The sequence below is a fragment of the Streptomyces apocyni genome, from assembly GCF_009739465.1.
In the GTDB taxonomy this organism is placed as follows: Bacteria; Actinomycetota; Actinomycetes; order Streptomycetales; family Streptomycetaceae; genus Streptomyces; species Streptomyces apocyni.
On record NZ_WHOM01000033.1, the window covers coordinates 305,160 to 329,847 of the forward strand.

General features: G+C 70.9%; 26 protein-coding genes. 12 read left to right on the forward strand and 14 right to left on the reverse strand.

The genetic code is table 11. The features are described 5' to 3' along the window. The first annotated feature begins 48 nt into the window (after nucleotides 1-48). From GCN81_RS01995 to GCN81_RS02020, 6 genes are all read left to right on the forward strand, one after another. The gene (locus GCN81_RS01995; RefSeq protein ID WP_231626316.1) at nucleotides 49-585 is read left to right on the forward strand and encodes an NUDIX hydrolase; all 537 of its coding nucleotides are present in this window, start codon (nucleotides 49-51) and stop codon (nucleotides 583-585) included. 65 nt (nucleotides 586-650) lie between these two features. Then, nucleotides 651-1,043 carry a YidH family protein gene (locus GCN81_RS02000; protein WP_156721645.1) on the forward strand — a complete coding sequence of 131 codons (393 nt, stop codon included), beginning with the start codon at nucleotides 651-653 and terminating at the stop codon, nucleotides 1,041-1,043. After that, entirely contained in the window at nucleotides 1,040-1,381 is a 342-nt protein-coding gene (locus GCN81_RS02005; protein ID WP_156721646.1) for a DUF202 domain-containing protein, read from the forward strand. The genes GCN81_RS02000 and GCN81_RS02005 overlap by 4 nt, the downstream gene beginning before the upstream one ends. Before the next feature lie 118 nt (nucleotides 1,382-1,499). After that, a complete protein-coding gene (locus tag GCN81_RS02010; RefSeq protein ID WP_156721647.1) occupies nucleotides 1,500-1,796 on the forward strand; it encodes a hypothetical protein in 297 nt (98 codons plus the stop codon). Nucleotides 1,797-1,984: 188 nt separating this feature from the next. Further along, nucleotides 1,985-3,007: a phosphotransferase family protein gene (locus tag GCN81_RS02015; RefSeq protein ID WP_156721648.1), complete on the forward strand. Its 1,023-nt coding sequence runs from the start codon at nucleotides 1,985-1,987 to the stop codon at nucleotides 3,005-3,007. A 6-nt stretch (nucleotides 3,008-3,013) separates the two neighbouring features. Next, nucleotides 3,014-4,234: an acyl-CoA dehydrogenase family protein gene (locus GCN81_RS02020; protein ID WP_156721649.1), complete on the forward strand. Its 1,221-nt coding sequence runs from the start codon at nucleotides 3,014-3,016 to the stop codon at nucleotides 4,232-4,234. Between the two features lie 10 nt (nucleotides 4,235-4,244). Here the strand turns inward: GCN81_RS02020 and GCN81_RS02025 are convergent, their stop codons facing one another. Together GCN81_RS02025 and GCN81_RS02030 are read right to left on the reverse strand one after the other, a co-directional pair. Then, nucleotides 4,245-4,841 (reverse strand): TetR/AcrR family transcriptional regulator, encoded by a 597-nt coding sequence (locus GCN81_RS02025; RefSeq protein WP_156721650.1) that lies wholly within the window; start codon nucleotides 4,839-4,841, stop codon nucleotides 4,245-4,247. A gap of 182 nt (nucleotides 4,842-5,023) precedes the next feature. After that, nucleotides 5,024-5,788, reverse strand: a complete 765-nt coding sequence (locus GCN81_RS02030; protein WP_156721651.1) for an SDR family oxidoreductase — start codon at nucleotides 5,786-5,788, stop codon at nucleotides 5,024-5,026. A 201-nt stretch (nucleotides 5,789-5,989) separates the two neighbouring features. On the opposite strand from GCN81_RS02030, the gene GCN81_RS02035 reads away from it, so the two are divergent. Further along, the gene (locus GCN81_RS02035; protein WP_156721652.1) at nucleotides 5,990-6,592 is read left to right on the forward strand and encodes a hypothetical protein; all 603 of its coding nucleotides are present in this window, start codon (nucleotides 5,990-5,992) and stop codon (nucleotides 6,590-6,592) included. Between the two features lie 47 nt (nucleotides 6,593-6,639). On the opposite strand, the gene GCN81_RS02040 is transcribed toward GCN81_RS02035, so the two are convergent. After that, nucleotides 6,640-7,161: a hypothetical protein gene (locus GCN81_RS02040; protein WP_156721653.1), complete on the reverse strand. Its 522-nt coding sequence runs from the start codon at nucleotides 7,159-7,161 to the stop codon at nucleotides 6,640-6,642. Between the two features lie 69 nt (nucleotides 7,162-7,230). Between GCN81_RS02040 and GCN81_RS02045 the strand changes: the two genes are divergently transcribed. Continuing rightward, nucleotides 7,231-7,944, forward strand: coding sequence for a 3-keto-5-aminohexanoate cleavage protein (locus tag GCN81_RS02045; RefSeq protein ID WP_156721654.1), 714 nt, complete (start codon nucleotides 7,231-7,233; stop codon nucleotides 7,942-7,944). Between the two features lie 36 nt (nucleotides 7,945-7,980). Here GCN81_RS02045 and soxR read toward each other — a convergent pair whose 3' ends face one another. Continuing rightward, nucleotides 7,981-8,442: a redox-sensitive transcriptional activator SoxR gene (soxR, locus tag GCN81_RS02050; RefSeq protein ID WP_156721655.1), complete on the reverse strand. Its 462-nt coding sequence runs from the start codon at nucleotides 8,440-8,442 to the stop codon at nucleotides 7,981-7,983. Between the two features lie 115 nt (nucleotides 8,443-8,557). Here soxR and GCN81_RS02055 point away from each other — a divergent pair, with 115 nt between their 5' ends. Continuing rightward, a complete protein-coding gene (locus GCN81_RS02055; protein ID WP_156721656.1) occupies nucleotides 8,558-9,022 on the forward strand; it encodes a MaoC family dehydratase in 465 nt (154 codons plus the stop codon). 28 nt (nucleotides 9,023-9,050) lie between these two features. Here the strand turns inward: GCN81_RS02055 and GCN81_RS02060 are convergent, their stop codons facing one another. The 3 genes from GCN81_RS02060 to GCN81_RS02070 form a co-directional block, all read right to left on the reverse strand. Beyond that, nucleotides 9,051-9,671 (reverse strand): TetR/AcrR family transcriptional regulator, encoded by a 621-nt coding sequence (locus GCN81_RS02060; RefSeq protein ID WP_156721657.1) that lies wholly within the window; start codon nucleotides 9,669-9,671, stop codon nucleotides 9,051-9,053. Between the two features lie 109 nt (nucleotides 9,672-9,780). After that, a complete protein-coding gene (locus tag GCN81_RS02065) occupies nucleotides 9,781-10,065 on the reverse strand; it encodes a YiaA/YiaB family inner membrane protein (RefSeq protein ID WP_156721658.1) in 285 nt (94 codons plus the stop codon). A 61-nt stretch (nucleotides 10,066-10,126) separates the two neighbouring features. Next, entirely contained in the window at nucleotides 10,127-11,308 is a 1,182-nt protein-coding gene (locus tag GCN81_RS02070) for an acyl-CoA dehydrogenase family protein (protein WP_156721659.1), read from the reverse strand. An 81-nt stretch (nucleotides 11,309-11,389) separates the two neighbouring features. Between GCN81_RS02070 and GCN81_RS02075 the strand changes: the two genes are divergently transcribed. Together GCN81_RS02075 and GCN81_RS02080 are read left to right on the forward strand one after the other, a co-directional pair. Continuing rightward, nucleotides 11,390-12,025 (forward strand): TetR/AcrR family transcriptional regulator, encoded by a 636-nt coding sequence (locus tag GCN81_RS02075; protein WP_156721660.1) that lies wholly within the window; start codon nucleotides 11,390-11,392, stop codon nucleotides 12,023-12,025. Nucleotides 12,026-12,135: 110 nt separating this feature from the next. Further along, complete coding sequence (locus tag GCN81_RS02080) at nucleotides 12,136-13,071, forward strand: DMT family transporter (RefSeq protein ID WP_156721661.1); 936 nt, start codon at nucleotides 12,136-12,138, stop codon at nucleotides 13,069-13,071. Between the two features lie 40 nt (nucleotides 13,072-13,111). Here the strand turns inward: GCN81_RS02080 and GCN81_RS02085 are convergent, their stop codons facing one another. From GCN81_RS02085 to GCN81_RS02115, 7 genes are all read right to left on the reverse strand, one after another. Continuing rightward, complete coding sequence (locus GCN81_RS02085) at nucleotides 13,112-14,191, reverse strand: zinc-binding dehydrogenase (RefSeq protein WP_156721662.1); 1,080 nt, start codon at nucleotides 14,189-14,191, stop codon at nucleotides 13,112-13,114. An 88-nt stretch (nucleotides 14,192-14,279) separates the two neighbouring features. Beyond that, a complete protein-coding gene (locus GCN81_RS02090) occupies nucleotides 14,280-15,668 on the reverse strand; it encodes an aldehyde dehydrogenase family protein (RefSeq protein WP_156721663.1) in 1,389 nt (462 codons plus the stop codon). Between the two features lie 113 nt (nucleotides 15,669-15,781). Continuing rightward, nucleotides 15,782-18,058 carry a molybdopterin oxidoreductase family protein gene (locus tag GCN81_RS02095; RefSeq protein WP_231626299.1) on the reverse strand — a complete coding sequence of 759 codons (2,277 nt, stop codon included), beginning with the start codon at nucleotides 18,056-18,058 and terminating at the stop codon, nucleotides 15,782-15,784. A gap of 132 nt (nucleotides 18,059-18,190) precedes the next feature. Then, nucleotides 18,191-18,808, reverse strand: coding sequence for a TetR/AcrR family transcriptional regulator (locus GCN81_RS02100; protein ID WP_156721665.1), 618 nt, complete (start codon nucleotides 18,806-18,808; stop codon nucleotides 18,191-18,193). Between the two features lie 68 nt (nucleotides 18,809-18,876). After that, nucleotides 18,877-20,175: a hypothetical protein gene (locus GCN81_RS02105; protein ID WP_156721666.1), complete on the reverse strand. Its 1,299-nt coding sequence runs from the start codon at nucleotides 20,173-20,175 to the stop codon at nucleotides 18,877-18,879. Next, the gene (locus tag GCN81_RS02110) at nucleotides 20,172-21,014 is read right to left on the reverse strand and encodes a cupredoxin domain-containing protein (protein ID WP_156721667.1); all 843 of its coding nucleotides are present in this window, start codon (nucleotides 21,012-21,014) and stop codon (nucleotides 20,172-20,174) included. Before GCN81_RS02110 ends, GCN81_RS02105 begins: the two co-directional genes overlap by 4 nt. Beyond that, nucleotides 21,011-23,101 carry a right-handed parallel beta-helix repeat-containing protein gene (locus tag GCN81_RS02115; RefSeq protein WP_156721668.1) on the reverse strand — a complete coding sequence of 697 codons (2,091 nt, stop codon included), beginning with the start codon at nucleotides 23,099-23,101 and terminating at the stop codon, nucleotides 21,011-21,013. The genes GCN81_RS02110 and GCN81_RS02115 overlap by 4 nt, the downstream gene beginning before the upstream one ends. A gap of 205 nt (nucleotides 23,102-23,306) precedes the next feature. Here GCN81_RS02115 and hmgA point away from each other — a divergent pair, with 205 nt between their 5' ends. Beyond that, nucleotides 23,307-24,677, forward strand: a complete 1,371-nt coding sequence (gene hmgA / locus GCN81_RS02120; protein WP_156721669.1) for a homogentisate 1,2-dioxygenase — start codon at nucleotides 23,307-23,309, stop codon at nucleotides 24,675-24,677. The last annotated feature ends 11 nt before the right edge of the window (nucleotides 24,678-24,688 follow it).

Genomic DNA, 24,688 nt, shown 5'->3' on the forward strand with positions numbered 1-24,688 from the left:
ACGAAGGCTCGAACGATGGCTCGGATGGCGGATCGAATGGCGGATGGGATGGCGGGCATGAGCGCTGACGAACTGCTGGACATCGTGGACGAACAGGACCGGGTCGTCGGGCAGGCCCCGCGCGGCGTTGCCTACCGCGAGCGGCTGCGGCACCGGGCCGTGTTCGTACTCGCGCGAGACGCCGATGACCGGGTGTTCGTGCACCGCAGGACCCCGACCAAGCTGGTCTTCCCCTCGCTGTACGACATGTTCGTGGGCGGCGTCGTCGGCGCGGGCGAGTCGTATGACACGGCGGCGCTCCGGGAGGCCGAGGAGGAGCTCGGCGTCTCGGGGCTGCCTCGCCCCCGGCCGCTCTTCAGGTTCCTGTACGAGACCGCGGAGCACACCTGGTGGTCGTCCGTGTACGAGGTACGCTGCACCCTCCCCGTGCGGCCGCAGGTGGAGGAGGTCGCCTGGTACGCCTTCCTCGACGAGCGGGAGCTGGAGCGACGGCTGGCCGACTGGGAGTGGGTGCCGGACGGGCTCGCGGCGTACGAGCGGCTCCAGGCGTTCCGTAGGACGGCGGACGGCTCCCCGCCCGGCTGACGGCTCCCCGCCCGGCTAGGGCCCTGCCCAGCGGATCGGGCCCTGGCCAGGAGTAGGGTCGTAGGGTGATCGACTTCGTGGCATCGCTCCGGCTGTGGTTCTCGCCCCGGCGGCTCCGTGAGGAGGGCGAGACCCCTGACTACCGCTTCTCCCTCGCCAACGAGCGCACCTTCCTGGCGTGGGTCCGTACGTCCATGGCGCTGGTGGCGGGCGGTTTCGCCGTGGACCAGTTCCTGCCGGACCTGCGGTGGGGCTGGCGGGTCGGGTTCGCGATCTCGCTGCTCGCCTTCGGTGCCCTGTGCTCGCTGCGCGCCATCAACCACTGGGTGCGCTGTGAGCTGGCGATGCGGCGCGGTGAGGATCTGCCCGCCTCCCGCTTTCCCGCCCTCCTGAGCATCGCGGTCGGCCTGGTGGCGGCACTGATCACGGTGGCCCTGCTGGCCGGCTGGGTCGGGTGAGCGACCCGGCGCCCCAGCGGGCATCCGAACCTGACGCCGAGCGCGATGCCGGTCTCCAGCCGGAACGCACCCGGCTGGCATGGCGGCGTACCACTCTCACCTGCACGGTCGCCGCGTCCCTGGCCGCCCGGCAGACCATGCGTAACGGAGGGACGGGCGGGCTGGTCGCCCTGGCGGGCATCCTGCTGATCTGGCTGGGTTTTCTGGCGCTGGCCCACTTCCGTATCACGACGCTGAGCGTCGCGCGCCCACGCGGACTGCGGTGGCGGGAGGCTCTGGCGACCGTCGGCTGCGCGGTGACGCTGGCGGCCTGCGCGATGCCGCTGATCATGCGATGACGGTGGCCAGCTCATCCCCGCCCACTCCCATCCGGCATCGCGGGACCAATCAGGCCAAACGGCCATAAGACGCTAGCCTGGAGACGTCAGCGTTCTCGGACTCCCGAAGGCGATCACCATGAGCACCCTCCACCAGGAGCACCCCCTCCACGAGCACGTTCACGGCCCCGCCTGCGGCCACCCCGAGGTGCCGCACGGCGACCACGTCGACTACGCGCACGACGGGCATCTGCACCGCCAGCACTCCGGCCACTGGGACGAGTGCGAGCAGAACGGACACGTCCCGCACGAGGGGCACGAGCACCAGCATCGCGAGGGTTGCGGCCACGCGGCGGTGCCACATGGCGACCACGTCGACTACCTCCACGAGGGGCACCGGCACGCGGCGCATGACGGGCACTGGGACGACCACTGACCGGACACCCACGGCCGCCATCGGCCGCCCGGTCCTTCCCCCCGAACCCGCCGACTGACAGGATCTGACCGCCGGTCCTGCTGGGTTCGGGGGAGCGTCGTGTCCCGGTCATTTTCGGGTAGCCACTGGACGGCATACCGACTGGTCGGCATGATGCTCCTCAGAGTCCACTCAGGAGGAGCGAACGCATGACCTCAGACCAGCCACCGGGCCTCGACCTCGATCGGCTGCGCGGCTACCTCGACCAGCAGCGGCCCGGTCTGGTGCGCGGGCCGCTCACCGGACGGCGGATCGAGGGCGGGCGGTCGAACCTCACCTACGCCGTGTCCGACGGCACCTCCCGCTGGGTGGTACGGAGGCCACCGCTCGGGCACGTACTGGCCACCGCGCACGACATGAAGCGCGAGCACCGGGTGATCGACGCACTGCACCCGACGGCGGTGCCCGTGCCCCGGCCGCTGCTCCTGTGCGAGGACGACACGGTGCTCGGGGCGCCGTTCTACGTGATGGAGTTCGTGGACGGCACGCCGTACCGCACCGCCGACGAACTCGTGCCGATCGGCCCCGAGCGCACCCGGAACGCCGTGCTGGCCCTGGTGGACACGCTGGTTGAGCTGCACGCCGTCGACCCCGCCGAGGTCGGCCTCGCGGACTTCGGGCGGCCCGACGGCTTCCTGGACCGGCAGCTGCGGCGCTGGGGCAAGCAGCTGGACGCCTCGCGGGGCCGGGAGCTGGCCGGTATCGACGAGCTGCACGCCGCGCTCGGCCGCGAGCTGCCGCACTCCCCCGCACCCGCCGTGGTACACGGTGACTACCGCCTGGACAACGTCCTGCTCGGCGAGGACGACCGGATCAGGGCGGTACTGGACTGGGAAATGTCCACCCTGGGCGACCCGCTGACCGACCTCGGCCTGCTGGTGATGTACAGCCAGCCTCTGGAGCTGCCGAACTCGGCGATCAGCACCACCAGTTCGGCCCCTGGCCACCCGGACCCGCGAGAGCTGATCGAGCGGTACGCGGCGCTCTCCGGGCGGGATGTCTCGGCCGTCTCGTGGTACACGGCGTTCGCCTGGTTCAAGCTGGCCGTGATCCTCGAGGGCATCCACTACCGCTACACGCTCGGCCAGACGGTCGGCGCCGGTTTCGACCGTATCGGCGAGCTGGTCCCCGTCTTCATCGACCACGGCCTGACGACCCTTCAGGAGGGCTGACCTCTCATGGACTTCGCATTCGACGCACGGACCGAAGAGCTGCGCACGCGGCTGCTGGCCTTCATGGACGGCTACGTCTATCCGGCTCAGGAGGTCGCGGAGCGGCAGCGGGCCGAGCTGGACTCGCCCTGGGACACCCCGCGGATCGTCGAGGAGCTCAAGGCCGAGGCGCGCAGGCAGGGCCTGTGGAACCTCTTCCTGCCCGATGCCGAGCATGGCGCCGGGCTCACCAACCTCCAGTACGCCCCGCTCGCCGAGATCACCGGCCGCAGCCCGCAGTTGGCGCCGACGGCGCTGAACTGCGCGGCCCCGGACACCGGAAACATGGAGGTGCTGGCGCAGTTCGGCAGCGAGCAGCAGCGGAAGCAGTGGCTGGAGCCGCTGCTCGCTGGGGAGATCCGCTCGGCGTTCGCGATGACCGAGCCCGAGGTGGCCTCGTCGGACGCGACGAACATCGAGACGCGGATCGAGCGGTCCGCGGACGGCGCGGAGTACGTCATCAGCGGCCGCAAGTGGTACATCTCCGGGGCGATGAACCCCGACTGCAAGATCTTCATCGTGATGGGCAAGACCGACCCGGACAACCCTGACGTCCGGCGCCAGCAGTCCATGGTGCTGGTCCCCCGCGACACCCCGGGGCTCGAAGTCCGGCGCGCCATGCGGGTGTACGGCTACGAGGACCACTGGCACGGCGGCCACGCCGAGGTGGTCTTCGACCAGGTGCGGGTCCCCGTGACGAACCTGATCGGCGAGGAGGGCGGCGGCTTCGCCATCGCCCAGGCGCGGCTCGGACCTGGGCGTATCCACCACTGCATGCGGCTGATCGGCATGGCCGAGCGCGCGATCGAGCTGATGTGCCGTCGCGCGGTGTCCCGTACGGCCTTCGGCAAGCCACTCGCCCAGCAGGGCGCCGTACAGCAGTGGATCGCCGACGCGCGGGTCGCCGTCGAGCAGTTGCGGCTGCTGGTGCTCAAGACCGCCTGGCTGATGGACACGGTCGGCAACAAGGGCGCGCACACCGAGATCCAGTCCATCAAGATCGCGACCCCGCGTACGGTCGTGGACATCATCGACCGCGCGGTGCAGCTGCACGGTGCGGGCGGCGTGAGCCAGGACTTCCCGCTGGCTGAACTCTGGGCGGGGGCACGGACGCTGATGCTGGCGGACGGGCCGGACGAGGTGCACCAGCGGTCGTTGGCGCGCCGGGAGCTGAAGAAGTACCTGTGACTCCGCGCTCTCAGGGGCGCAGGGCCCGCAGCAGGAGGTCGGCGAGGTGGTCGGCGACCTGCTGCGGGGAGAGCGGGCCGTCGGGGCGGTACCAGGTCGACAGGTGGTGGACTGACCCGAAGTGGTAGTCGACCACGAGGTCGGCCGGGGTGGCGCGGGAGAGCACTCCGCTCTCCTGGCCCTCCTCGATCAAGGCGCGGAATCGCTCATGGTAGCGCCGCCGCTCGGCGCGGACCTGCTTGTTCTTCTCCGGGCTGAGGTGGTGCATGGAGCGGAAGAAGATCGCGGCGTCGTCGAGGTTGTCGATGGTGGTGACCACGACATCGGCGGCCGCGTCGCGCAGCCGCTTCTCCACCGGCTCGTCCGCCTCGGCGAACGCGTCGAGACGCTCCTGCTGGAGGCGCAGCACGCGCGCGTAGACCTCGTGCAGCAGGTCCTCCTTTGAGCCGAAGTAGTGATAGAGGGCGCCCTTGGTGACGCCCGCGGCCTCGACGATCTCCTGTACGGAGGTGCGGTCGTAGCCCTGGTCGGCGAAGAGCCGGGTGGCGGCGGCCAGGAGTCGCTGGGGGACGGTCGTCGTGCCGCCCGGGTCCGTCGTTCTTGGCACTGCCGCCACCTGCCTTTCGTTCACTGTTCGCGCTCGTCGCCTGCCGAGCCGTGCGTGCGGGAGCGCAGTTCCCGCCGGAGGATCTTCCCACGGTGGCCGGAACCAGTCGTCACGCTCCCACGGTGTGGAAAGCGGATCACGGTCGGACGGGGCCTGACCGGGTCGGCCGGGGCCGGTCAGGCCTAGCCCACGGCTTCCCACTTCTGCTGGATCTGGTTCATGCTGCCCAGCCAGCGGTCGGGCTCGCTCGCCCGCGCCTGGTAGTACTCGGCGACCTCGGGGTGCGGCAGGATCAGGAAGCGGTCATCGGCCATGCCGGTGAAGAGCGCGTCGGCGACGTCCTCCGGCTCGATCGCGGTGGGCGCGAGGACCAGTTCTCCCGCGGTGCCCGCGGCGGTCAGCATGTCGGTCCGTACGCCCTGTGGGCAGATGGCGTGGACTTTGAGCCCGCGGTGGCGGTAGGTCAGCGAGAGCCACTCGGCGAAGGCGTACGCGCCGTGCTTGGACACGCTGTAGGGCGCGGCGCCCACCATGGTGAGCAGGCCCGCCGCGGAGACCGTCGAGACGAAGCGGCCTTCGCCGCGCTCCAGCCAGCCGGGCAGCAGCGCGCGTGCGGCGCGGACGTGGGCCATGACGTTGACGTCCCAGGCCGCGGCCCAGATCTGTTCGTCGGCGTCCTCGGTGCCGCCCGACGCCAGTCCGGCGTTGGCGCAGTAGACGTCGACCGTGCCGCCGAGCGCCTCGCTGACCTGGTCGATGATCTCCGAGGCGTCGCCGGGCACCGCCGTGCCGCCGCACTCGTCGGCGACGGCCCGCGCCTTGGCGGCGTCCAGGTCGTTGACGACGACTCGGGCCCCCTCGGCGGCGAACCGGCGGGCCAGTGCCGCGCCGATCCCGCCGCCCGCTCCGGTGACGACTACGCCCTTGCCCCGCACGGTGTCCACCATCGGTCCCCTTCGACTCAGTCCGACTCAGCTCCAGAACAGACTAACCAGTCGGTATGCCAGGTGGGAAGGGGTGACCCGGCGCCAAGCGCTGAGCTGATGGCTGCCATCGGGAATCCGATGGAGCCGATTCGCGAGTCGTTACGTCTATACGCCGACGTCTGTTCGCCGACGCCGAAGTACCAGCGACGGAGGTGCGATGCGATGGCCGGTTTCAGAAGCCTCGCGAGACAGGTGCGGGACCCCCGCAACGACCTGGCACTGCGGCGGTATTCGCTGCGCAAGTGCCTGGAGCGGTTCGCCCCCTACGGTCACCGGGCGACCTGGGCCCACTTGTGCGCCCGGGCCGGGTTCGGCCCCGAGGACCGCTCCCCCGACCCGGCGCGGCTGGTGTCCGCGCTCGACGAGCTGGAGGCCGCGCGTGCGGTGTGGCTCGCGTACCAGGAGGAGTTCGCCGAGCGGCGCAGGCAGGAGAAGCACGACGGGCTGCGCAGACCGTCCGACGTGGACTCCTGGCACCGGCGCGCCTGGGGCGGTCACGGCGTCGCCTGGTGCGAGGACCCGGGGACGCGTCCCGCCGAACCGCTGGATGAGGTGCTGCGCAGGCTGATCGGAGCGCTGGAGCGGGAGCCGGGCACGGTCTGCCCGGTGTGCGCGTCCGCGGACATCGTCTGGAAGCAGGATCTGTCGCACGAGCCGTGGTCGGGTCCGCTCTGCACGCGCTGCGGCATCGTGGTGCCACAGCCCGTTCTGGCGCCGGGGGCGCTGGCACGGGCTCGTCAGGGGAGGGCGTTGCTGGCTGTGTGAGGGGGCGGGGGGTGCGCCGGAGGGCGCACCCTCGTCTGTACGTACGTTCACTCAGGTGTCAGGACGTCCGTGTGGATCGCGAGTTTGAACTGCGCGTGCGTCAGCGGCACCGCGATCTTCGTGTCGCCTCTGCCGCGTGCGGAGATCTTCAGCCCGAGCGGTGTCTGAGGCTTCACGAAGATCTGCCAGACGTAGGTGCGGTACTGGCCGCCGCCGGTGGCCGTCGAGTCGGTGGTCGCGGTCGAGTCGTAGCCGGTGCACAGCGAGAGTGGGTCGCGGACGAACCGCCACCGGTATTCGTGCGGTCGCGCGTCGGGCGACCAGAACACCATCGCCGACAGCACGCCCCAGCCGTGATGGCTGGGCCAGATCAGCCCGGAGCGCGGATCGGGGTACGCCGAGGGTGTGTCGCCGCCGTGCGCCGGGTCGTGCATACGCCACGGGTCGTAGCTCTCGGCGCACTCCTCGTACGGGAAGCGCACCAGGTGGTAGCCATCGCTGTCGTACGTGATCCGCTGCGGCCCGATCCGGGCGGCGTCCCACAACAGCGAGCAGACGACGACTCCCATCGGCCTCCCCCTCGTCCACTCCTCCTCACCATTCCTGCCCACGCGGCGTTCCCGCCTACCATCGAACGCATGGTGCAGGTCTGTCTCAACGGCGTCCGGGGCGCGGGCGACGGCTCCGCGGTGCCGCTCTCGCCGGAGGCCATGGCCGAGGCGGCGGAGCGAGCCGTCGCCGCCGGGGCCCGCGAAGTACAGCTGCACCCCAAGTCCCCATGTGGACACGACACTCTGTCGCCGCGCGCGGTGACGGCGACGCTCGAGGCCGTACGGTCCCGGGTCGCCGTCCCGGTCGGGGTGGCCGCCGCGGCCGAGGTGGACCCGGGGCGGCGCGTCGAACGGGTCCGCTCCTGGACCGTCCTGCCCGACCACGTCTCCGTGAACTGGGCTGAGCCAGGCGCGGAGGAGCTCGCGACGGCGCTGATCGAGCGCGGCGTCGGGATCGAGGCGGGCATCAGCTCGGGGACGGGCGCCGCCCGACGCTTCCTGGCTTCCCCGTGGGGGCCGCGGGTGCTGCGGGTTCGGGCCGAGGTGACGGAGCACGACCCGGATGCGGCCGAGACGTCGGCGTACCGGCTGCTGGCCGACTTGGGCGCGGCTCATGGTCGCCCGGTGCTGCTGCATGGCGTGGCGGGCGGCGCCTGGCCGGTGGTGTGGCTGGCGCGGCGGCTTGGCCTGGGCGTCCGGGTCGGGCTGGAGGACACGTTGCTGCTGCCGGACGGACGGCCCGCCACGTCCAACGCCCAGTTGGTGCGCGCGGCTTCGGCCGAGCCGCCTTCTGGCCCTTGACCTCGCCGGGCCGTCTGGGCCGTCTGGACCGTACGGTCAGGTCCGGCGCTCTCCCAGGAGGCGTGAACCCGTCAGCTTCTCGCCGAAGACGTCGTCGGGATTGGAGAGCACACACGTCTCCAACGACAGGCAGCCGCAGCCTATGCAGTCCGTCAGATGGTCCCGCAGGCGGCCGAGCTGGTTGATGCGCTCGTCCAGTTCGGAGCGCCAGGCCTCGGAGAGGCGTGCCCAGTCCTCGCGGTTCGGGGTGCGTTCTTCCGGAAGTTCGGCGAGCGCGTCGCGGATTGTGGCCAGCGGGATGCCGACGCGCTGCGCCGCGCGGACGAACGCGACGCGGCGCAGCGCGTCCCGGCCGTAGCGGCGCTGGTTGCCCGTGGTGCGACGGCTGCTGATGAGCCCCTTGGACTCGTAGAAGTGCAGGGCGGAGACGGCGACACCGCTGCGCGCGGACAGCTGGCCGACGGTGAGTTCATGGATCTTCTCTGGAATCTGCGGCACCCCGTCGAGCCTACGTGTGCGTTGACAGGGGCACGAGGCCCCCGCATGCTGAGCAAGCGCTTAGACATCTGGACGTAGACCGTAGACGCATGCGTAGACCCTGGAGGCATGGGACATGGCAGAGCCGAGGATCTTCACGTCGGCCGACGAGCTCAAGGTGGCCGTGGGCGAGCGACTTGGGGCCAGTGACTGGCTGGAGATCGACCAGAAGCGGGTCGATCTGTTCGCCGAGGCCACGGGCGACCACCAGTGGATTCACGTAGACCCGGAGAAGGCCGCCGACGGACCCTTCGGCACCACCATCGCGCACGGCTATCTGACGCTCTCGCTGCTGCCCACGCTGGTGCCGCAGATCCTGCGGGTGGACGGCGTGCGGATGGGCCTCAACTACGGCACCAACAAGGTGCGCTTCCCGTCCCCCGTGCCGGTCGGATCACGGCTGCGCGCGACGGGCGTCCTCAAGGAGGTCGTCGAGACCGCGGACGGCGGCGTACAGCTGACCACGGCGGTCACCGTCGAGCGCGAGGGGGCCGAGAAGCCCGCCTGTGTCGCGGAGTCGGTGTCCCGCTTCTACTTCTGACACTTCTGACACCGCTGACGTTTCTGAGCTACTGCTGATTCCGGGCGACCATGCGGAGTACGAGGTCGGCGTAGAGTTCGCCGACCTCGTCCGGTGTCCGCCGCCCCGCCACGTTGAACCAGCGCGCCACGTCGATGCAGAGGGACAGTACGGCCAGCGTGGTGCCGGAGACGTCCGGGACGTCGAACTCGCCCGACTGGACGCCGTCACCCAGGATGCGCCGTACCGCCGCGTCGCACTTGCGGCGCAGCTGGATGATCTCGGCGCGGTGCTCGGCACCGAGCGCGTCGAGCTCGTACTGCACCACGCGCGCCGTCATATGGCGTCCGGCGTGCCAGACGACGAAGGTGCGTACGGCCTCCGCGAGCCGCTCGGACGCGGTGCCGGGGCCGTCGGCGGCCGACTCAAGGATGCGGAGCGCCTTGCCGTGGCCGATCGCGCTGATCCGGTGGAGCAGCTCTTCCTTGGTCTTGTAGTGGATATAGAGCGCCGCCGGACTCATCCCCGCGCGTCCCGCGATGTCCCGGGTCGTGGTCGCGTGATAGCCGCGCTCGGCGAAGGCCTCGACCGCCGCGACGAGCAGTCGCCTGGCCGCGTCCGGCGTGACCTCGTCCCACGCCGCGCCCTCCGCGCGCTCCGCCGTGCTCATGCTCACTGGCCCCTTCCGCCGTTCCACCGTGCCGCTGGCAGGAGAGCACCATACCCCTGATGCTGAGCAAGCGCTTAGGGGTGCCGCTGCGCGTGTGGGCTGCGAGGGGTCACGGTGTCTTGAAGGGGTCGTGCTCGGCCAGGATCTTGTCCAGTCTGGCCTGATCCACCCGGCTGACGAGCTGTCCGACCTCCTGGCGGTCCCGGATGACCTTGGCGAGGGTGAAGGAGGACGTGACGAGGTACAGGAGGGCGATGCCCAGGAAGGCACGTACCCAGACGTCCACGTTCATATAGAGGACGGCGGCGGCCACGGCTCCCAGCGAGATCATGAAGGAGGCGACGGCCATCCCGTAGTAGGCGTTGGTGTCCTGCTGCTTGGGTGCGTCTGTCATGGCGTCAGCATCCGGGGGCGGGGGACACCGCGACTATCCGTACGGGTACTCATGCGTGTACTCAAAAGGCTGAAACTCCGGTCAGGGCACGGCCGATGACCAGCTTGTGGATCTGGCTGGTGCCTTCGTAGAGGGTCATCACGCGCGCGTCGCGCAGGAGTTTGCCGACCGGGTACTCGTCGATGTATCCGTAACCGCCGAAGACCTGGAGGGCGTTGTTGGCGGCGCGTACGGCGGCCTCCGAGGCGAAGAGTTTGGCCTGGGACGACTCGGTGGCGAAAGGCAGACCGCGGTCGATGAGGTCGGCGACCCGCCAGGTGAGCAGCCGGGCGGCGTCCACGTCGACGGCGATATCGCTGATCAGCTCCTGGACGAGCTGGTGCCGGGCGATGGGCTTGCCGAACTGCTCGCGCTCGGTCGCGTACGAGACCGCCGCGTCCAGCGCCGCCTGGGCGATGCCCACGCAGCCCGCGGCGACCGACATCCGCCCCTTGGCCAGCGCCGACATGGCGACCGAGAAGCCCTTGCCCTCGGGGCCCAGCATCGCGCTCGCGGACACCCGGACGTCCTGAAGTACCAGCTCCGCGGTGGCCTGACCGCGCAGGCCCAGTTTGCCGTGCACGGTGCGGCGGGTCAGGCCGGGTGTGTCGGTCGGGACCAGGAAGGCGGAGATGCCGTGGTGTCCTGGCCTGTCGTTGGTGCGGGCGAAGAGCAGCACCACGTCGGCCCAGGTGCCGTTGGTGATGAACATCTTGGTTCCGTTGACGATGTAGCTGCCGCTACCGCTACTGCTACCGCTGCCGCCGTTGCCGTGCCGTACGGCTTTGGTGGTGAGGCTGCCCGCGTCGGAGCCGGTGCCTGGTTCGGTGAGGGCGAAGCAGCCGATCGACGCGCCCGAGGTGAGGCCGGGCAGCCAGCGGCGCTTGTGCTCCTCGTCCCCCCACGCCGCGATCGTCTTGGCGACCAGGCCGAGCGAGACCGAGACGATGCCGCGCACGGAGGAGTCGCCGCGGCCCAGTTCCTCGGTGACCAGGCAGTACGTGAGGTGATCGCCGCCGCTGCCGCCGTACTCGGCGTCGAGGGTCAGCCCGAGGAAGCCGACCTCGCCCAGCTTTCGCACGAGGGACCGGTCCACGCTCTCGGAGCGGTCCCACGCGACGACATGCGGGGCGATCTCGCGCGCGACGAAGTCCTTCGCGAGCTGCCGGACCGCGGTCTGCTCCTCGTTCAGCTCCAGGTTCATCTGCGGCACTCCTGCTCTTCTGCCCTGTGCACTTTAATTAGCACTGCTAGTTTAGTGGCGTCAGGGCCTACTATGAGCCGCATGGCCCGACCGCGCAAGCCCCTCCTGAGCAGAGAACGCATCGTTGGCGCGGCGCGCGCGCTGGTCGACGCGGAGGGCCTGGCGGCCGTGTCGACCCGGCGCCTCGCGGCCGAACTCGGGGTCAGCGGGCCTTCCCTGTACAACCACTTCCGCACCAAGGACGAGATCCTGGAGGCGGTCGCGGACTCGGTCAGCGCCCAGGTCGATCTGTCGATGTTCGAGGACGGACGGCCGTGGCGGACCGCGCTGCACGATTGGGCCGTCTCCTACCGGGCGGCGCTCAGGACGCACCCCAACATCGTGCCGGTGCTCGCCCAGGGACCCGGCCGCCGCCCCAGCGGGCTGCGGCTCGCGGACGCGGTGTACGGGGCGATGACGGCCGCGGGCTGGCCGCCTTCGCAGGCCACGTCGATTGGCGCGCTGATGCGGTACTTCGTCATGGGCTCGGCGCTCGGGTCGTTCGCGGGCGGCTTTGTGGACGACGCGGCCGCGTACGATCCCGCGGACTATCCGCACCTTGGGCAGGCGCACCTGCTGGCGGAGCGTCAGGACGCCGTCGACGAGCGGGCCTTCGAGACGGGGCTGCGGGCGCTGTTGGACGGGCTGGAGCAGCAGTACCGGGCACTGGGTGACTGAGGCCTTCACCGGTTCCGCGGTGGGCGCCGACTGTTCGGTGGGGGCCGACTGTTCGGTGGGGCCGAACTGTTCGGTGGGGGCCGAACTGTTCCGTGCCTAGGGTGACCCGCATGTCTGACACCAAGCACACCGCGAGCTCCCCTCGTACGGCTCATACATCCAGGCCGTCGCCGGACCGCCGTGCGGAGCTGCTCGCGTGGGGAGCGGCGGGGGTCACGGTCGTGCTGTGGGCCTCCGCCTTCGTCGCCATCCGCAGCGCGGGCGCGGTGTACTCGCCGGGGGCTCTCGCGCTCGGCCGGCTGCTGGCCGGGGCGCTCGCCCTCGGCTGCGTACTGCTGCTGCGGCGTGAGGGGCTCCCACCGCGCGCCGCCTGGCCCGGCATCGCCGTGTCGGGGCTGCTGTGGTTCGGGGTGTACATGGTGGTGCTCAACTGGGGTGAGCAGAAGGTCGACGCGGGCACCGCCGCGCTGGTCGTCAATATCGGCCCGCTGGTGATGGCGCTGCTGGCGGGCTGGTTGCTGAAGGAGGGGCTGCCGCCGCGGCTGCTGGCCGGGATGGCGGTGTCGTTCGCGGGGGCCGCGGTGGTCGGCCTGTCGATGTCGGGCGAGGGTGACGCCTCGGTGGTCGGCGTCCTGCTCTGTCTGCTGGCCGCGGTGTCGTACGCGGGCGGGGTGGTCGCCCAGAAGCCCGCGCTCCGGCACGCTTCGCCGCTCCAGGTGACCATGTTCGGCTGTCTGATCGGCGCGGTGGCCTGTCTGCCCTTCGCGGGTGTCCTGGTGACCGAGGCCGCGAGCGCCCCGCTGTCCGCGACGCTCAACATGCTGTATCTGGGCGTGTTCCCGACGGCGCTGGCGTTCACCACCTGGGCGTACGCGCTGGCGCGTACGACGGCGGGCCGGATGGGCGCGACGACGTACGCGGTGCCCGCGCTGGTGGTCCTGATGTCATGGCTGGCCCTGGGCGAGGTGCCGGGGTGGCTGACGCTGGGCGGCGGAGCGATCTGCCTGGCGGGGGTGGCGGTTTCGCGGTCGCGGCGGCGGGGCTGAGCGGCCCCGAGACTGCTTAGCGGACCCGAGAGACGACCGCTTAGAAGACCACCAGGGCCCGGCCGCCCTTGCCCGCGGTCATGTTCTCGAACGCGGTGGGGATGCCGTCCAGGGCGATCCGGTCGGTCACCAGCGCGCCGAGATCGAGGCGCCCGGCGCGGATGTGTTCCGCGAGCACCGGCAGGTCCACGGCGGGGTCGGAGTTGCCGTAGACGCAGCCGGACAGGGTGCGGCCCCAGTGGAAGAGTTCCAAGGCGTTGAAGGTGACGTGCTGGTCCTTGCCGCCGATGCCGACGACCGTCGTACGGCCGCCGCGGCGGGTGGACTCCCAGGCGGTACGGATGGTGACGGCGCGTCCCACGCACTCGACGGCGACGTCCGCGCCCTGGCCTTTGGTGAGCTTGCGGATCTCCTTGGCGGTGGTGTCGGAGGCCAGGAGGTAGTCGGTGGCTCCCGCCCCGCGCGCCAGCTGCTCCTTCTCGGGCGCTACGTCGACCGCGATGATCGTCCGGGCGCCCGCGATCCGCGCGGCCTGGAGGGTGGCCAGGCCGACGCCGCCGACACCGAACACCACGACCGACTCGCCCGCACGGACCCGGGCCGCGTGGTGGACGGCGCCGTATCCGGTCAGGACGGCGCAGCCGAGCAGGGCGGCGTCGGTGAGCGGGACGCCGTCCGGGACGGGCAGTACACAGTTGGCCGCGACGACGGTCTCCTCGGCGAAGGCGGCGACGTTCAGGCCCGGATGCAGGTCCGTGCCGTCGGCGGTACGCGCGTACACCGAGGCGGATCCGACCAGAGCGTTCACGCACAGCCACACCTCGCCGATCCGGCAGTGGTGGCAGCTGCCGCAGGAGGGTGCCCAGTTGAGGACGACCTCATCGCCGGGGGCGACATGGGTGACCTCCGCGCCGGTCTCCAGGACGGTTCCCGCGCCCTCGTGGCCGAGTACGCAGGGGGTGGGCACCCGCATGGTGCCGTTGGACAGCGACAGGTCGGAGTGACAGACCCCGGCTGCGGCCAGGCGGACCCGCACCTGGCCGGGGCCGGTCTCCGGGAGTGCGATCTCGGCGATCTCCAGGGGAGAGCCGACGGCGGGCAGGATGGCGGCGCGGACCACGTTGGGTACTCCCGGGTCTTCGGAGGGCTGGGCGACGGGCGGGCTGTGCGGGCTGTGCGGGCTGTGCGACGGGCGAGGCAGCTGGCGCTCAGAACTGGAGGGACTTGGTCTGGAGGTACTCGCCCAGTCCGTGCGGGCCGAGTTCGCGGCCGACGCCGGACTGCTTGTACCCGCCGAAGGGGGCGAGCGGGTTGAAGCGGCCGCCGTTGATATCGACCTGCCCGGTGTCCATCCGGCGCGCGAAGGCGACAGCCTCGGCCTCGTCGCCCGCCCACACCGCGCCCGCAAGCCCGTACACGGTGCCGTTGGCGATGCGCAGCGCATCGTCCTCGTCCTCGTACTTCAACAGGGACAGTACGGGTCCGAAGATCTCCTCCTGGGCGATCGTCATGTCCGGGGTGACATCGGCGAACACCGTGGGGCTGACGAAACAGCCCTGCTCACGCGGGGCTTCGGGGCCGCCCGCGACCAGCCGCGCGCCCTCGGCCACACCCTTCTCGATGTAGCCATGCACGCGTGCCTGCTGCTTGGCGTTGACCACCGGGCCGATGCGGTCGCCGTACTTGTGCGCGGCCGCGACGGCGAGCTCGACCGCCTCGTCGTACTGGTCGGCGTGCACCAGCATCCGCGTCCAGGCGCTGCAGGTCTGCCCGGAGTTGGACATCACGTTGGCCACCCCGACGTTCACCGCCTTGGCGAGGTCCGCGCTCGGCAGGATGACGTTGGCCGACTTTCCGCCGAGCTCCAGGGCGACCGGCTTGACGGCGGCGCCCGCGATGGCACCGATCTGCCTGCCGACCGCGGTGGAGCCGGTGAAGGAGATCAGGTCGACGCCGTCGTGTTCGGCGAGTGCCTGGCCCGCGACCGGGCCGAGGCCGGTGACCAGGTTGAACACTCCAGCGGGCAGCCCTGCTTCGTGCACGGCTTCGGCGAAGAGCTGGGCGACGAGCGGAGTGTCCTCAGCGGGCTTGAGGACGACTGTGCACCCGGCGGCGAGTGCGGGTGCCACCTTGGCAACGATCTGGTGCAGCGGGTAGTTCCACGGGGTGATCGCGCCGACGACACCCACGGGTTCGAGCAGCACGGTGGAGTTGCCGAGGCGCTCCTCGAAGGAGTACTGAGCGGCCAGTTCGGCGTACGAACCGGCGACCGCGATCGGCACACCCGCGTGCACCACTTGCGAGAACGGCAGCGGCGATCCGAGCTCGGCGGTGACCGTCTCGGCGATCTCGTCCTTCCGTGCCACCAGGACGTCGCGCAGGGCGCCGATCCGCGCGGCGCGCTCCGCTGGCGGAGCGCTCGCCCAGCCGGCGAAGGCGGCGCGGGCGGCGCGCACGGCCGTGTCGATGTCCGCTGCCGTACCGGCGGGCACGTGGGCGATCACTTGGTCGTCAGCCGGATTCACGACGGGAATCGTGTCCTTGCCCGCGGCGGGCTGCCACGCGCCGTCGATGTACATGCCGTCGTGGGCCTTCATCGCGCTCCTCCTGGGGCTTCTGCGGGCTTGCGTGTTGGCTTGGGTGTTGGCATGGGTGCGGGCTTGCGTGCCGGTGGGTCGTACGCTCGCATACGCGCTCCAAACTAGCGCTGTTAGTTTTTTGGCGCCAGGGGGTCCCCTGCCGACAGCTGGACGGGGACGCCGTTGAGCACGGCGGTACCCGACAGCGGGTCCAGCCGGGTGCCATCGAGCAGTTGGTTGCTGTTGACGCCCGGGGAGGCCGAGGCGACGGCCATCCGGGTCCCCGGCCGGTCGTGGCCCCAGCCGTGCGGCAGGCTCACCACCCCGGTCCGTACGGTGTCGGTGATCTCCGCCGGAGCCTCGACCTCTCCCCCGTCGCCCTTGATGCGGACCGGCACTCCGTCGGTGAGGCCGAGCCTGGTGGCGTCCTCGGGGTGGATGTGGAGGGTGCAGCGGTTGGTGCCCCGGTTGAGGCTGGGGACGTTGTGCAGCCAGCTGTTGTTGGAGCGCAGGTGGCGGCGGCCGACCAGCAGGAAGCCCGTCGGACGGTCGGCGAGCGCGCCGCGCAGCCGGGGCAGGTCGGCGGCGATGGGCGCGGGCAGCAGTTCGATACGGCCGCTGCGCGTCTTGAGCAGCTGCGGAACGCGGGGCCGCAGGGGGCCGAGGTCCAGGCCGTGTGGGTGCTCGAGGAGCCTGCTCAGGGTGAGGCCGCCCGGGTTCGCGCCGAAGCCGTCACCGTAGGGGCCAAGGCGCAGCATCAGGTCCAGGCGCCGCTCGGGTCCGCTGTCTCCGGTGAGTTGAGCGGCGAGCTCCTTGGGGTCGCGTCCGTGCACGCGCGCGTGGGGGTCGCCGACGGCCTTGTCGAGGGAGCGTTCGATAACCATCGCGTCGACCGCGTCCGGGGGTGCGCCGTGCATGCCGGTCGCCGCCAGGATCAGTCGGGCGTGGATCTCGCACTCGTCGAGCGCGCCCTCCCGCAAGGGGATGGCGGGGCGGCTGTAGCGGACCTGGTTGTGTACCGCGAAGGCATTGAAGGCGAAGTCGAAGTGCGCGCTCTGTGCGGGTGGCGGGGGTGGCAGCACTACGCGCGCGTGGCGCGAGGTCTCGTTGAGGTACGGGTCCACGCTGACCATGAAGTCCAGGCTTTCCAGGGCCCGGTCGAGGCGGTTGCCGTCGGGTGCGGAGAGCACCGGGTTCGCGGCGATCGAGATGACCGCGCGGATGCGGCCTTCGCCTGGGGTGTCGATCTCCTCGGCGAGCGCCGCTGTGGGCAGTTCGCCCTTGGCCTCCGGGTGGCCGCTGACCCTACTGTGCCAGCGGCCGAGCGCGAAGCCCTTGCCGGGGGCCGCTGGGCGCGGGGCTCGATCGGTGGCGGAGAGCGGGAAGAGGGCGCCGCCGGGGCGGTCGAGGTTGCCGGTGAGGGTGTTCAGTACGTCGACGAGCCAGCTGGCCAGCGTGCCGAACTCCACGGTGCTGCTGCCGATCCGGCCGTAGACGGCGGCGGTCGGCGCGGCGGCGAGCTCCCGGGCCAGCGTACGAATGACGTCGGCTGGTACGTCGCAGGCCGCGCTGACCGCCTCTGGCGCGAAGTCACGCACCGCGTCCCGCAGTTCTGCCATCCCTTCGACGTGCGGTTCCAGTACGCCCAGGTCGGCGAGCCCCTCGTCGAGGAGTACGTGCGCCATCGACGCGAGCAGCAGGGCGTCCGTGCCGGGCCGGATCGCGAGATGCCGGTCGGCGAGCCGCGCGGTGCGGGTGCGGCGCGGGTCGACGACGGTGAGGGTGCCGCCGCGCTTCTTGAGGTCCTTGAGTTTGCCGGGGAAGTCCGGTGCGGTGCAGAGGCTGCCGTTGGACTCCAGGGGGTTAGCCCCGAGCAGCAGCAGGTGATCCGTACGGTCCAGGTCGGGTACGGGAATCGCCAGGGCGTCGCCGAACAGGAGTCCACTGGAGACGTGCTTGGGCATCTGGTCGAGCGTGCTCGCGGTGAACAGGCTGCGGGTTCTCAGACCCGACAGCAGCACGGGCGGGTAGAGCGCCCCCGCCATGGTATGGACGTTCGGGTTGCCGAGGATCACACCCACGGCGTTCGGCCCGTACTCCTCGACCAGGGGCCGCAGGCCCTCCGCGATGGCGTCGAAGGCCTCTTCCCAGCTCGCCTCTTCGAGTTCGCCGCCGCTGGTCCTGCGGATCAGTGGCCGGGTCAGGCGGTCGGGGTCCGCGTCGAGCTCACCGAACGAGGCGCCCTTGGGGCAGATGAAGCCGTGACTGAAGACGTCGTCACGGTCGCCGCGAGCACCGGTCACCCTGGTGCCCTCGATCGTGAGGGTCAGCCCGCAGGTGGCTTCGCAGAGTGGGCAGATCCGCAGGGCGGTGCGGGATGGGGCGTGCTGGGCGTCTGGCGTGGACAAGGGGGCCTCCCCTGGGCGGCGACGGTGGCGCGCGGGCGTCATCGAGCATACCGACCGGTAGGCACGTTCGGTAGGCACGTTCGGTAGGCACGTTCGGTAGGCACGTTTGGTAGGGCGCGCGGCTGGCCGCTCTCAGCCGAAGGTGCCCGCGAGGTACGCGTGGAGCAGCGTGCGCACCTCGGCGATGAGCTCGGGGTCGCCCGCGGCGTCGGCGCGAAAGGCGCGCTGCAGCACGGCGTCGGCCGCTTCGACACCGACGAGCACGGCGCGCCTGGCCCGGTCATCGAGCGGCCGGTCGACGTGCCCGGCGAGCAGCGCGGCGAGCCGGTCGGCGACCAGGTGGTTGGGGTCGCCGGACTGCGCGGGGACGCCGAAGTCGACGAGGGTGAAGCCGGGCACGGTGCGCTTCATCGCCACGTACTCCTCGAGCGCCACGTCGATGGCGGCCCGCCAGTCGGCGTGCGCGAGGTCCGCGATACGGACGGTGACGCGCTGGGCGTAGAGCTCCAGGTTGCGGTGCGCGAGGGCGTCGGCCATAGCCCGCTTGTTGCTGAAGAACCGGTAGACCGAGCCGATAGGGACGCTCGCCCGGTCGGCCACGGCACGGGTGGTGAGGCCGTCGTAGCCCACCTCGTCAAGCAGGGCCGCGCAGGCGTCGAGTATCCGGGTCAGGCGCTCCGCGCTGCGCTGCTGCACGGGCTCGCGGCGGAAGGGGCCGGTGTGGGGTTGGGTCAGGGGCACGGGTTCCATGATGCCGTCGCCGCCTTTCCGGTACGGGTGGATCGGTTCCGCCTGGTGCGTTCTGGTGCGTTGTCCGGTCAGGCGAGCAGCAGGCCGAGACCGCCGAGGGTGTACATGATCATGAGGGCCAGCAGCGGGAGTTGACCCGCGACCGCTCGCGCGGGCGGAAACAGGCGTACGGACCGGTCGTGCGCGGCGATGACCCCGAGGATATGGCCGGTCACGATGGCGACGACCTGGAGCGTGGCGAGGCCGCCTGGACCCAGTGGCGGCTCGGGTGGGACGGCATTGTCAGTGCCGGATGCCACGATGACTGTGCGTGGTCCTTCCGTGACGAAGAGTGTGAAGTAGTGGGCGACGAGATAGCCGAGGGCGATGGGGACGAGTGAGTGCGCGAAGGAGGTGAGGGGATGCGGTAGTTGGCCCGAGATCGCGCGGGCGGCGCCCGCGCACAGGCAGTACAGCGCCGCGACGAGTGCGACGGCTCCGAGCAGTCCGAGTGTGGCGGTGGGGGTACGGCCGAGGGTCGAGGTCTGCAGGGTGGTGATCCAGGAAGGGGAGTCGGAGAAGCCGTCGTAGGCGGTGGAGCCGAGCATGACGCAGACGGTGGCGACAAGACCGGGGGCAGGCTCGGTCGCGTCGAGGCCGTGGAGGGGGTTGCGCAGGACGAGACGGCCGTCCCCGCGGCGGCCGAGGGGAGAGAGCCGGGCCAGCAGCGTGGAGTACGCCTCGAAGGCATCGCCGCGGGCGAACCACTGGTCGCCGTGGCGAGCGGCGGCCGCGAGCTGGAGGACGGCGTAGACGGCGAGGAAGGTCAGGAGGGTGGTGGTCGACGCGGGCTCGGGCGCGGCGAGTTCGAGCCAGGTGAAGAAGAACAGGCCGAGGGCGGCGGGCCACAGGCCCAGGCGCGCGGGCAGCGGGCGGTACGCGGCGGCGGGGTCGCGGCGCACGGCACGGCAGGCGAGGGCGTAGGCGGCTCGCAGCGGGTTGAGGAGCCGCCAGACAGGGCCGAGGAGCAGGGAGGCGGGGACGAGGCCGACCCAGAACAGGACGTAGACGGCGCCGGGGGCCGGGTTGCGGTCGGGGTCGTCGGGACCGAACAGGAGGTGCAGCGCGACGAACAGTGCGGCGGCCAGACCGAGTCCGCGCAGCGCGGTGCGGGTCGCGCGGGCGTCGGCGAGGCGTTGGAGCGGGGCGGGCAGCGGCAGGCCGGTGCGGTCGCCGTGGAAGCGGGAGGTGGACCAGAGCAGGCCAAGGGCGAGAAAGGAGACGAAGAGTGCGGTGAAGGCACCGGCGTAGGCATAGAAGGGAGAGATCGGCAGGTCGTGCTGTGACCCGACACCGTGGGCGAGTCCGGCCGGGGTGCTGGCTGTCACCGGACGGCGAGTTGGGTGAGGACCAGCTTCGCGTCGTGCGTTTCGACCTCGAAGAGGCCGGTACGGTCGGCGGTGAAGGTGAGGGTGGTGGTTTCCCCCGCGCGCAGGGGTGCCTGCCGGTCGTAGCCGTGGACGTGCAGGGTGTCGTCGCGGTCGCTGGTCACCTTCAGGCGTACTCGCTGGCCCTTCTTGACGTCCACGCGGCCGGGTGCGGGGCTGACCTTGCCGTCGGCGAGGGCGATCTTCACAGTCTGGTCGGCGGGCCCGGTGTCCTGGCTGGCCGCGTTCTCGGTGAGCTTCGCGGTGGACTCGATTGGCTTGCCTTTCACCGCCCATGGGGTGTGGTCGTCGGCGTACAGGCGGACGGTGACCTCGCGGGTGCCCTTTGCGACCAGGCGGCTGGGCAGGTGGTGCCAGCGGGCGTAGAGCCGGGCGGTCTTGCGGCCGTCGACATAGAGGTGGGCGTGACCGGTGCCGTGCAGGGCGCCGCCGCCGACGCTGTCGGGGGTGAACCGGAAGTTCCGTACGGAGAGTTGGAGGTTCCAGCCGTCATGGGAGTCGGGGCGCGCGGTGAGCTTGACCTCGGGTGCGCCCTTCCGGGGAACTTGCCGGTAGCGGTGGCCGCTCTCGTCCCTGGTGTCGAGCAGTTCGCCGACCGGGCCCTCGGCCTCCTCGTGGCTGGTGCCGGGCTTGTGGTGGGTGGTGGGGCGGCCCCCGCACCCGGCCACCGCGCCGATGAGGAGGAGGACGGCGGTGAGCGGAAGGACGGTTCGACGGGCGGAGCGGGCTAGGGCGGAGTGGGCTAGCGCCGGGCGGGCCCGTGGTGGGGAGGTGGTCATGCCGGGGCTCCCTTCGGGGTGGGCGGTGGGGTGCCCGGGTCGGGGCGGCTGCCCGTGGCGGGGCCGGTCTCGGCGTCGGGTTCCGCGGCCGTGGTGGTGTCGCGGCCCGCCGCGGCGACCACGGCCCACAGCACCCAGACCACACCGAGCAGCCCGCGAAGCCACGCTGGCCCCAGGGGAATCCAGGGGATCATCAGGACGGCCTTGTCGAAGGCGTCGAGGAGGGTCAGGGCGCCGAGGGCGACCGTCGTCCAGCCCAGCACCGGCCGGGTACGCCGCAGGGCGAGGCCGATGCCGGTCCACCAGGCGCCGATGAGGAGCAGCGCCAGTGCCGGGACGTAGGACGCGGTGAGGCTGGTCGTCGAGCCCGCCACGTCCAGCGCGAGCCCGACCGCGCCCACCGCCGAGGCAACGGTCGCGAGCCGGTCGTGCCGCAGCCTGCGCCACCACAACACACCGCCGACCAGGGCGAGGACGACCGCGATGCCCAGCGAGAGCTGGACCTCGACCCGCTCGATGCCGCGCGCCCCGTACCAGTCGCAGCCTGCCGGGAGGCGGCGTGCCTGGACGTCGTAGTCGGCGCAGACCAGCAGGTGGGCGAGTTTGCTGGGCTCGCCGGCCAGCCGGTCGGAGCCGCCGGACACCGCGCCACGCTTCGCTCCGCACTCGGGCAGCGCGCGCGGCGTGGAGGCTCCGGTGTCGGCCTGCCAGCAGTTTCCCTCGCCCTGCCCGTCCCACCAGACGTCGGTGCGGTTGGGGCGCGCCTTGCCCTGCGGGTCCTCGCCCAGGTGGTTGCTCGCGTAGCGGTTGTGGTGGGAGGTGTCGGCCTGCTTCGACCAGGCCGACTCGCCCCGGATGAACGCGGGTACGGCGCTCAGGAAGAAGGCGGCGCGGTCATGCCCGTACACCCAGTTGTCCTCGTAGATGTTCCAGTTGCCGCCCGCGGTGATGATGCCGGTGCCGGGTGGCATGGAGATCTGCGGGCACACCACGCCCCGTTCGTAGCCGCGCTCGACGGGTGGCTTGGCGCAGGTGCCGTCGGCGACGTGCCGGTAGTAGTTCTGGTTGTTGTCGTGGATGCGGTTGCGTTCGAACTTGGCGTGGTTCTGCGGCAGTCCGGGGTGGCCGGGGAAGGCGGAGTCCATGGAGGCGCCGCCCATGTTGTGGTCGAACTCGTTGTCGTGGACCCAGACGGAGTCGCCCGCCGTGCCGGAGTAGCCGACCATGTTGTGGTGGCTGCGGCAGCCGGTGATCTCGATGGAGTAGCGCGGTACGTCGTAGCCGCGGTCGGCGTTGATGTCGGATGCGCTGCCCGGGTAGATGCCGGAGTCGCCGTTGCCGTAGGCCTCGCAGTCCTTGTAGAGCCCGTGGTCGCTGGCGAAGGTGAGGAAACCGTACTCGTCGTTCCAGCGGGTGAGTACGTCGTCGATGACGAAGCCGTCGGCGGCGAGGATGTACAGGGAGTTGAAGGTGCTGCGCTGGGCGGTGAAGTTCCGGAAGTAGATGCCGTCGGCGCTGTCCGCGCGGACGGCGTTGAGCTTCTGGTACTTGGCGTCGATCACGACGTCGCCACGGCCCGCGCCGGTGCCCTCGATCTGTAGGTTCTTCTTGCCGAGGATCGCGACCAGGTTCTGGTTGTGCGGGCACTGCTTCTGCTGCGCGTACGACAGAACCTGGTAGCCGAGCGCGGAATCCGGCGCCTTCAGCCGCGCGCAGGCGCCTTTCGGTTTCGGCTGGGAGGGCTCCTCCTCGTAGAGCCCGGGCAGGATCGCGATGTTCATGCCGGGCTTGTCGACCGCGTCGACGGCCTCCTGGAGGTGCCGGTAGCCGTCGTCCAGGCAGCGCGTGAAGAGCTTCAGGTTCCGTTCGCGAAGCTCCTTGGGGAAGCCGGATATCCGGCGTTCGAACGCGCCCCGGTCGGTCTTGCAGACCAGCAGGTCCGGCTCGCCCTCGCGGTACTCGGGGACACTTCCGGAGCCGTCGGGGAAGTCGACGGGCCGCTCTTCGTGCGCCTGGGCCGCCGCGGCGGCGGTCAGCGTGAGGGCGATGGCCACCAGGACGGCGAGGAACCTGCGGGTCCATGACATGCGCGAGAGAGTAGAGGATTGTTCATCTTTTGGAACCCCCCGCGCACAGGGAGTTTTTCCGGTGCCGATACGACCAGACGCCGCCCAGACACCCCACAGACCCGCCCAGATGCCGCCCAGATGCCGCCGCGATCACCGTTGACGGTCATCCTCAGGATTCCTATGGTTATCAATAGGAATCCTTCAGCACTCAGGAGCGGTCACGATGAGCGGCATCGAGCAGGCGCGGAAGACAGCCCAGGGACTCGGCGGGCTGTCCGGATTCGGCAACGAGCACAGCTCGGAGGCAGTACCCGGCGCCCTGCCGATCGGCCGCAACTCCCCCCAGCGCGCCCCGCTCGGCCTGTACGCGGAGCAGCTCAGCGGCTCCGCCTTCACCGAGCCCCGCGCGCACAACCGCAGGTCATGGCTGTACCGCATCCGCCCATCGGCGTCGCACCCGGCCTTCGTACGCACCGACAACGGCGCCCTGCGGACCGGCCCCTTCACCGAGACCGTCGCCGACCCCAACCGGCTGCGCTGGAACCCGCTGCCCGAGCCCGCCCCCGGCACCGACTTCCTGGACGGCCTGTGGACCCTCGGCGGCAACGGCGACGCGACCCAGCGCACCGGCATGGCGGTGCACCTCTACCACGCCAACGCCGCCATGGACCGCCGCGTGTTCAGTGACGCTGACGGTGAGCTGCTGATCGTCCCCGAGCACGGCGGGCTGCTGATCCGTACCGAGTTCGGCCTGCTGCACGCCGAGCCCGGCCACATCGCCCTGATCCCGCGCGGCATCCGCTTCCGCGTCGAACTCCTCCAGGAGAGCGCCCGCGGATACGTCTGCGAGAACTACGGCGCCCCCTTCCAGCTCCCCGACCTCGGCCCGATCGGCGCCAACGGCCTGGCGAACACCCGCGACTTCCTGGCACCCGTCGCCGCGTACGAGGAGGTCGAGGGCCCCGTCGAGGTGGTCAACAAATTCTGCGGGAACCTCTGGAAGGCGACCTACGACCACTCACCCCTGGACGTCGTCGCCTGGCACGGCAACCACCTGCCGTACGTCTACGACCTACGACGCTTCAACGTCATCGGCAGCATCAGCTACGACCACCCCGACCCGTCCATCTTCACGGTGCTCACCTCGCCGTCGGACACACCCGGCCTGGCGGGCGTGGACTTCGTGGTGTTCGCGCCGCGCTGGCTGGTCGGCGAGGACACCTTCCGGCCGCCGTACTTCCACCGCAACGTGATGAGCGAGTACATGGGCCTGATCGAGGGCGCGTACGACGCCAAGGCGGCGGGCGAGGGGGGCTTCGTGCCCGGCGGCGGCTCCCTGCACAACATGATGTCGGCGCACGGACCCGACCGGGAGACCTTCGACCGGGCGAGCGCCGCCGAGCTCGCACCGCAGAAGATCGACGACAGCCTGGCGTTCATGTTCGAGACCCGGTGGCCGGTGACGCTCACGCCGCAGGCCGCGGCGGCGGACCATCTGCAGCAGGGGTATGACGATGTGTGGCAGGGGCTCCAGCGGCACTGGGGATCTGAGGGATCTGAGGGATACTCGCCCAGTGATGTCAGCCGATCGTAATACGGAGCAGC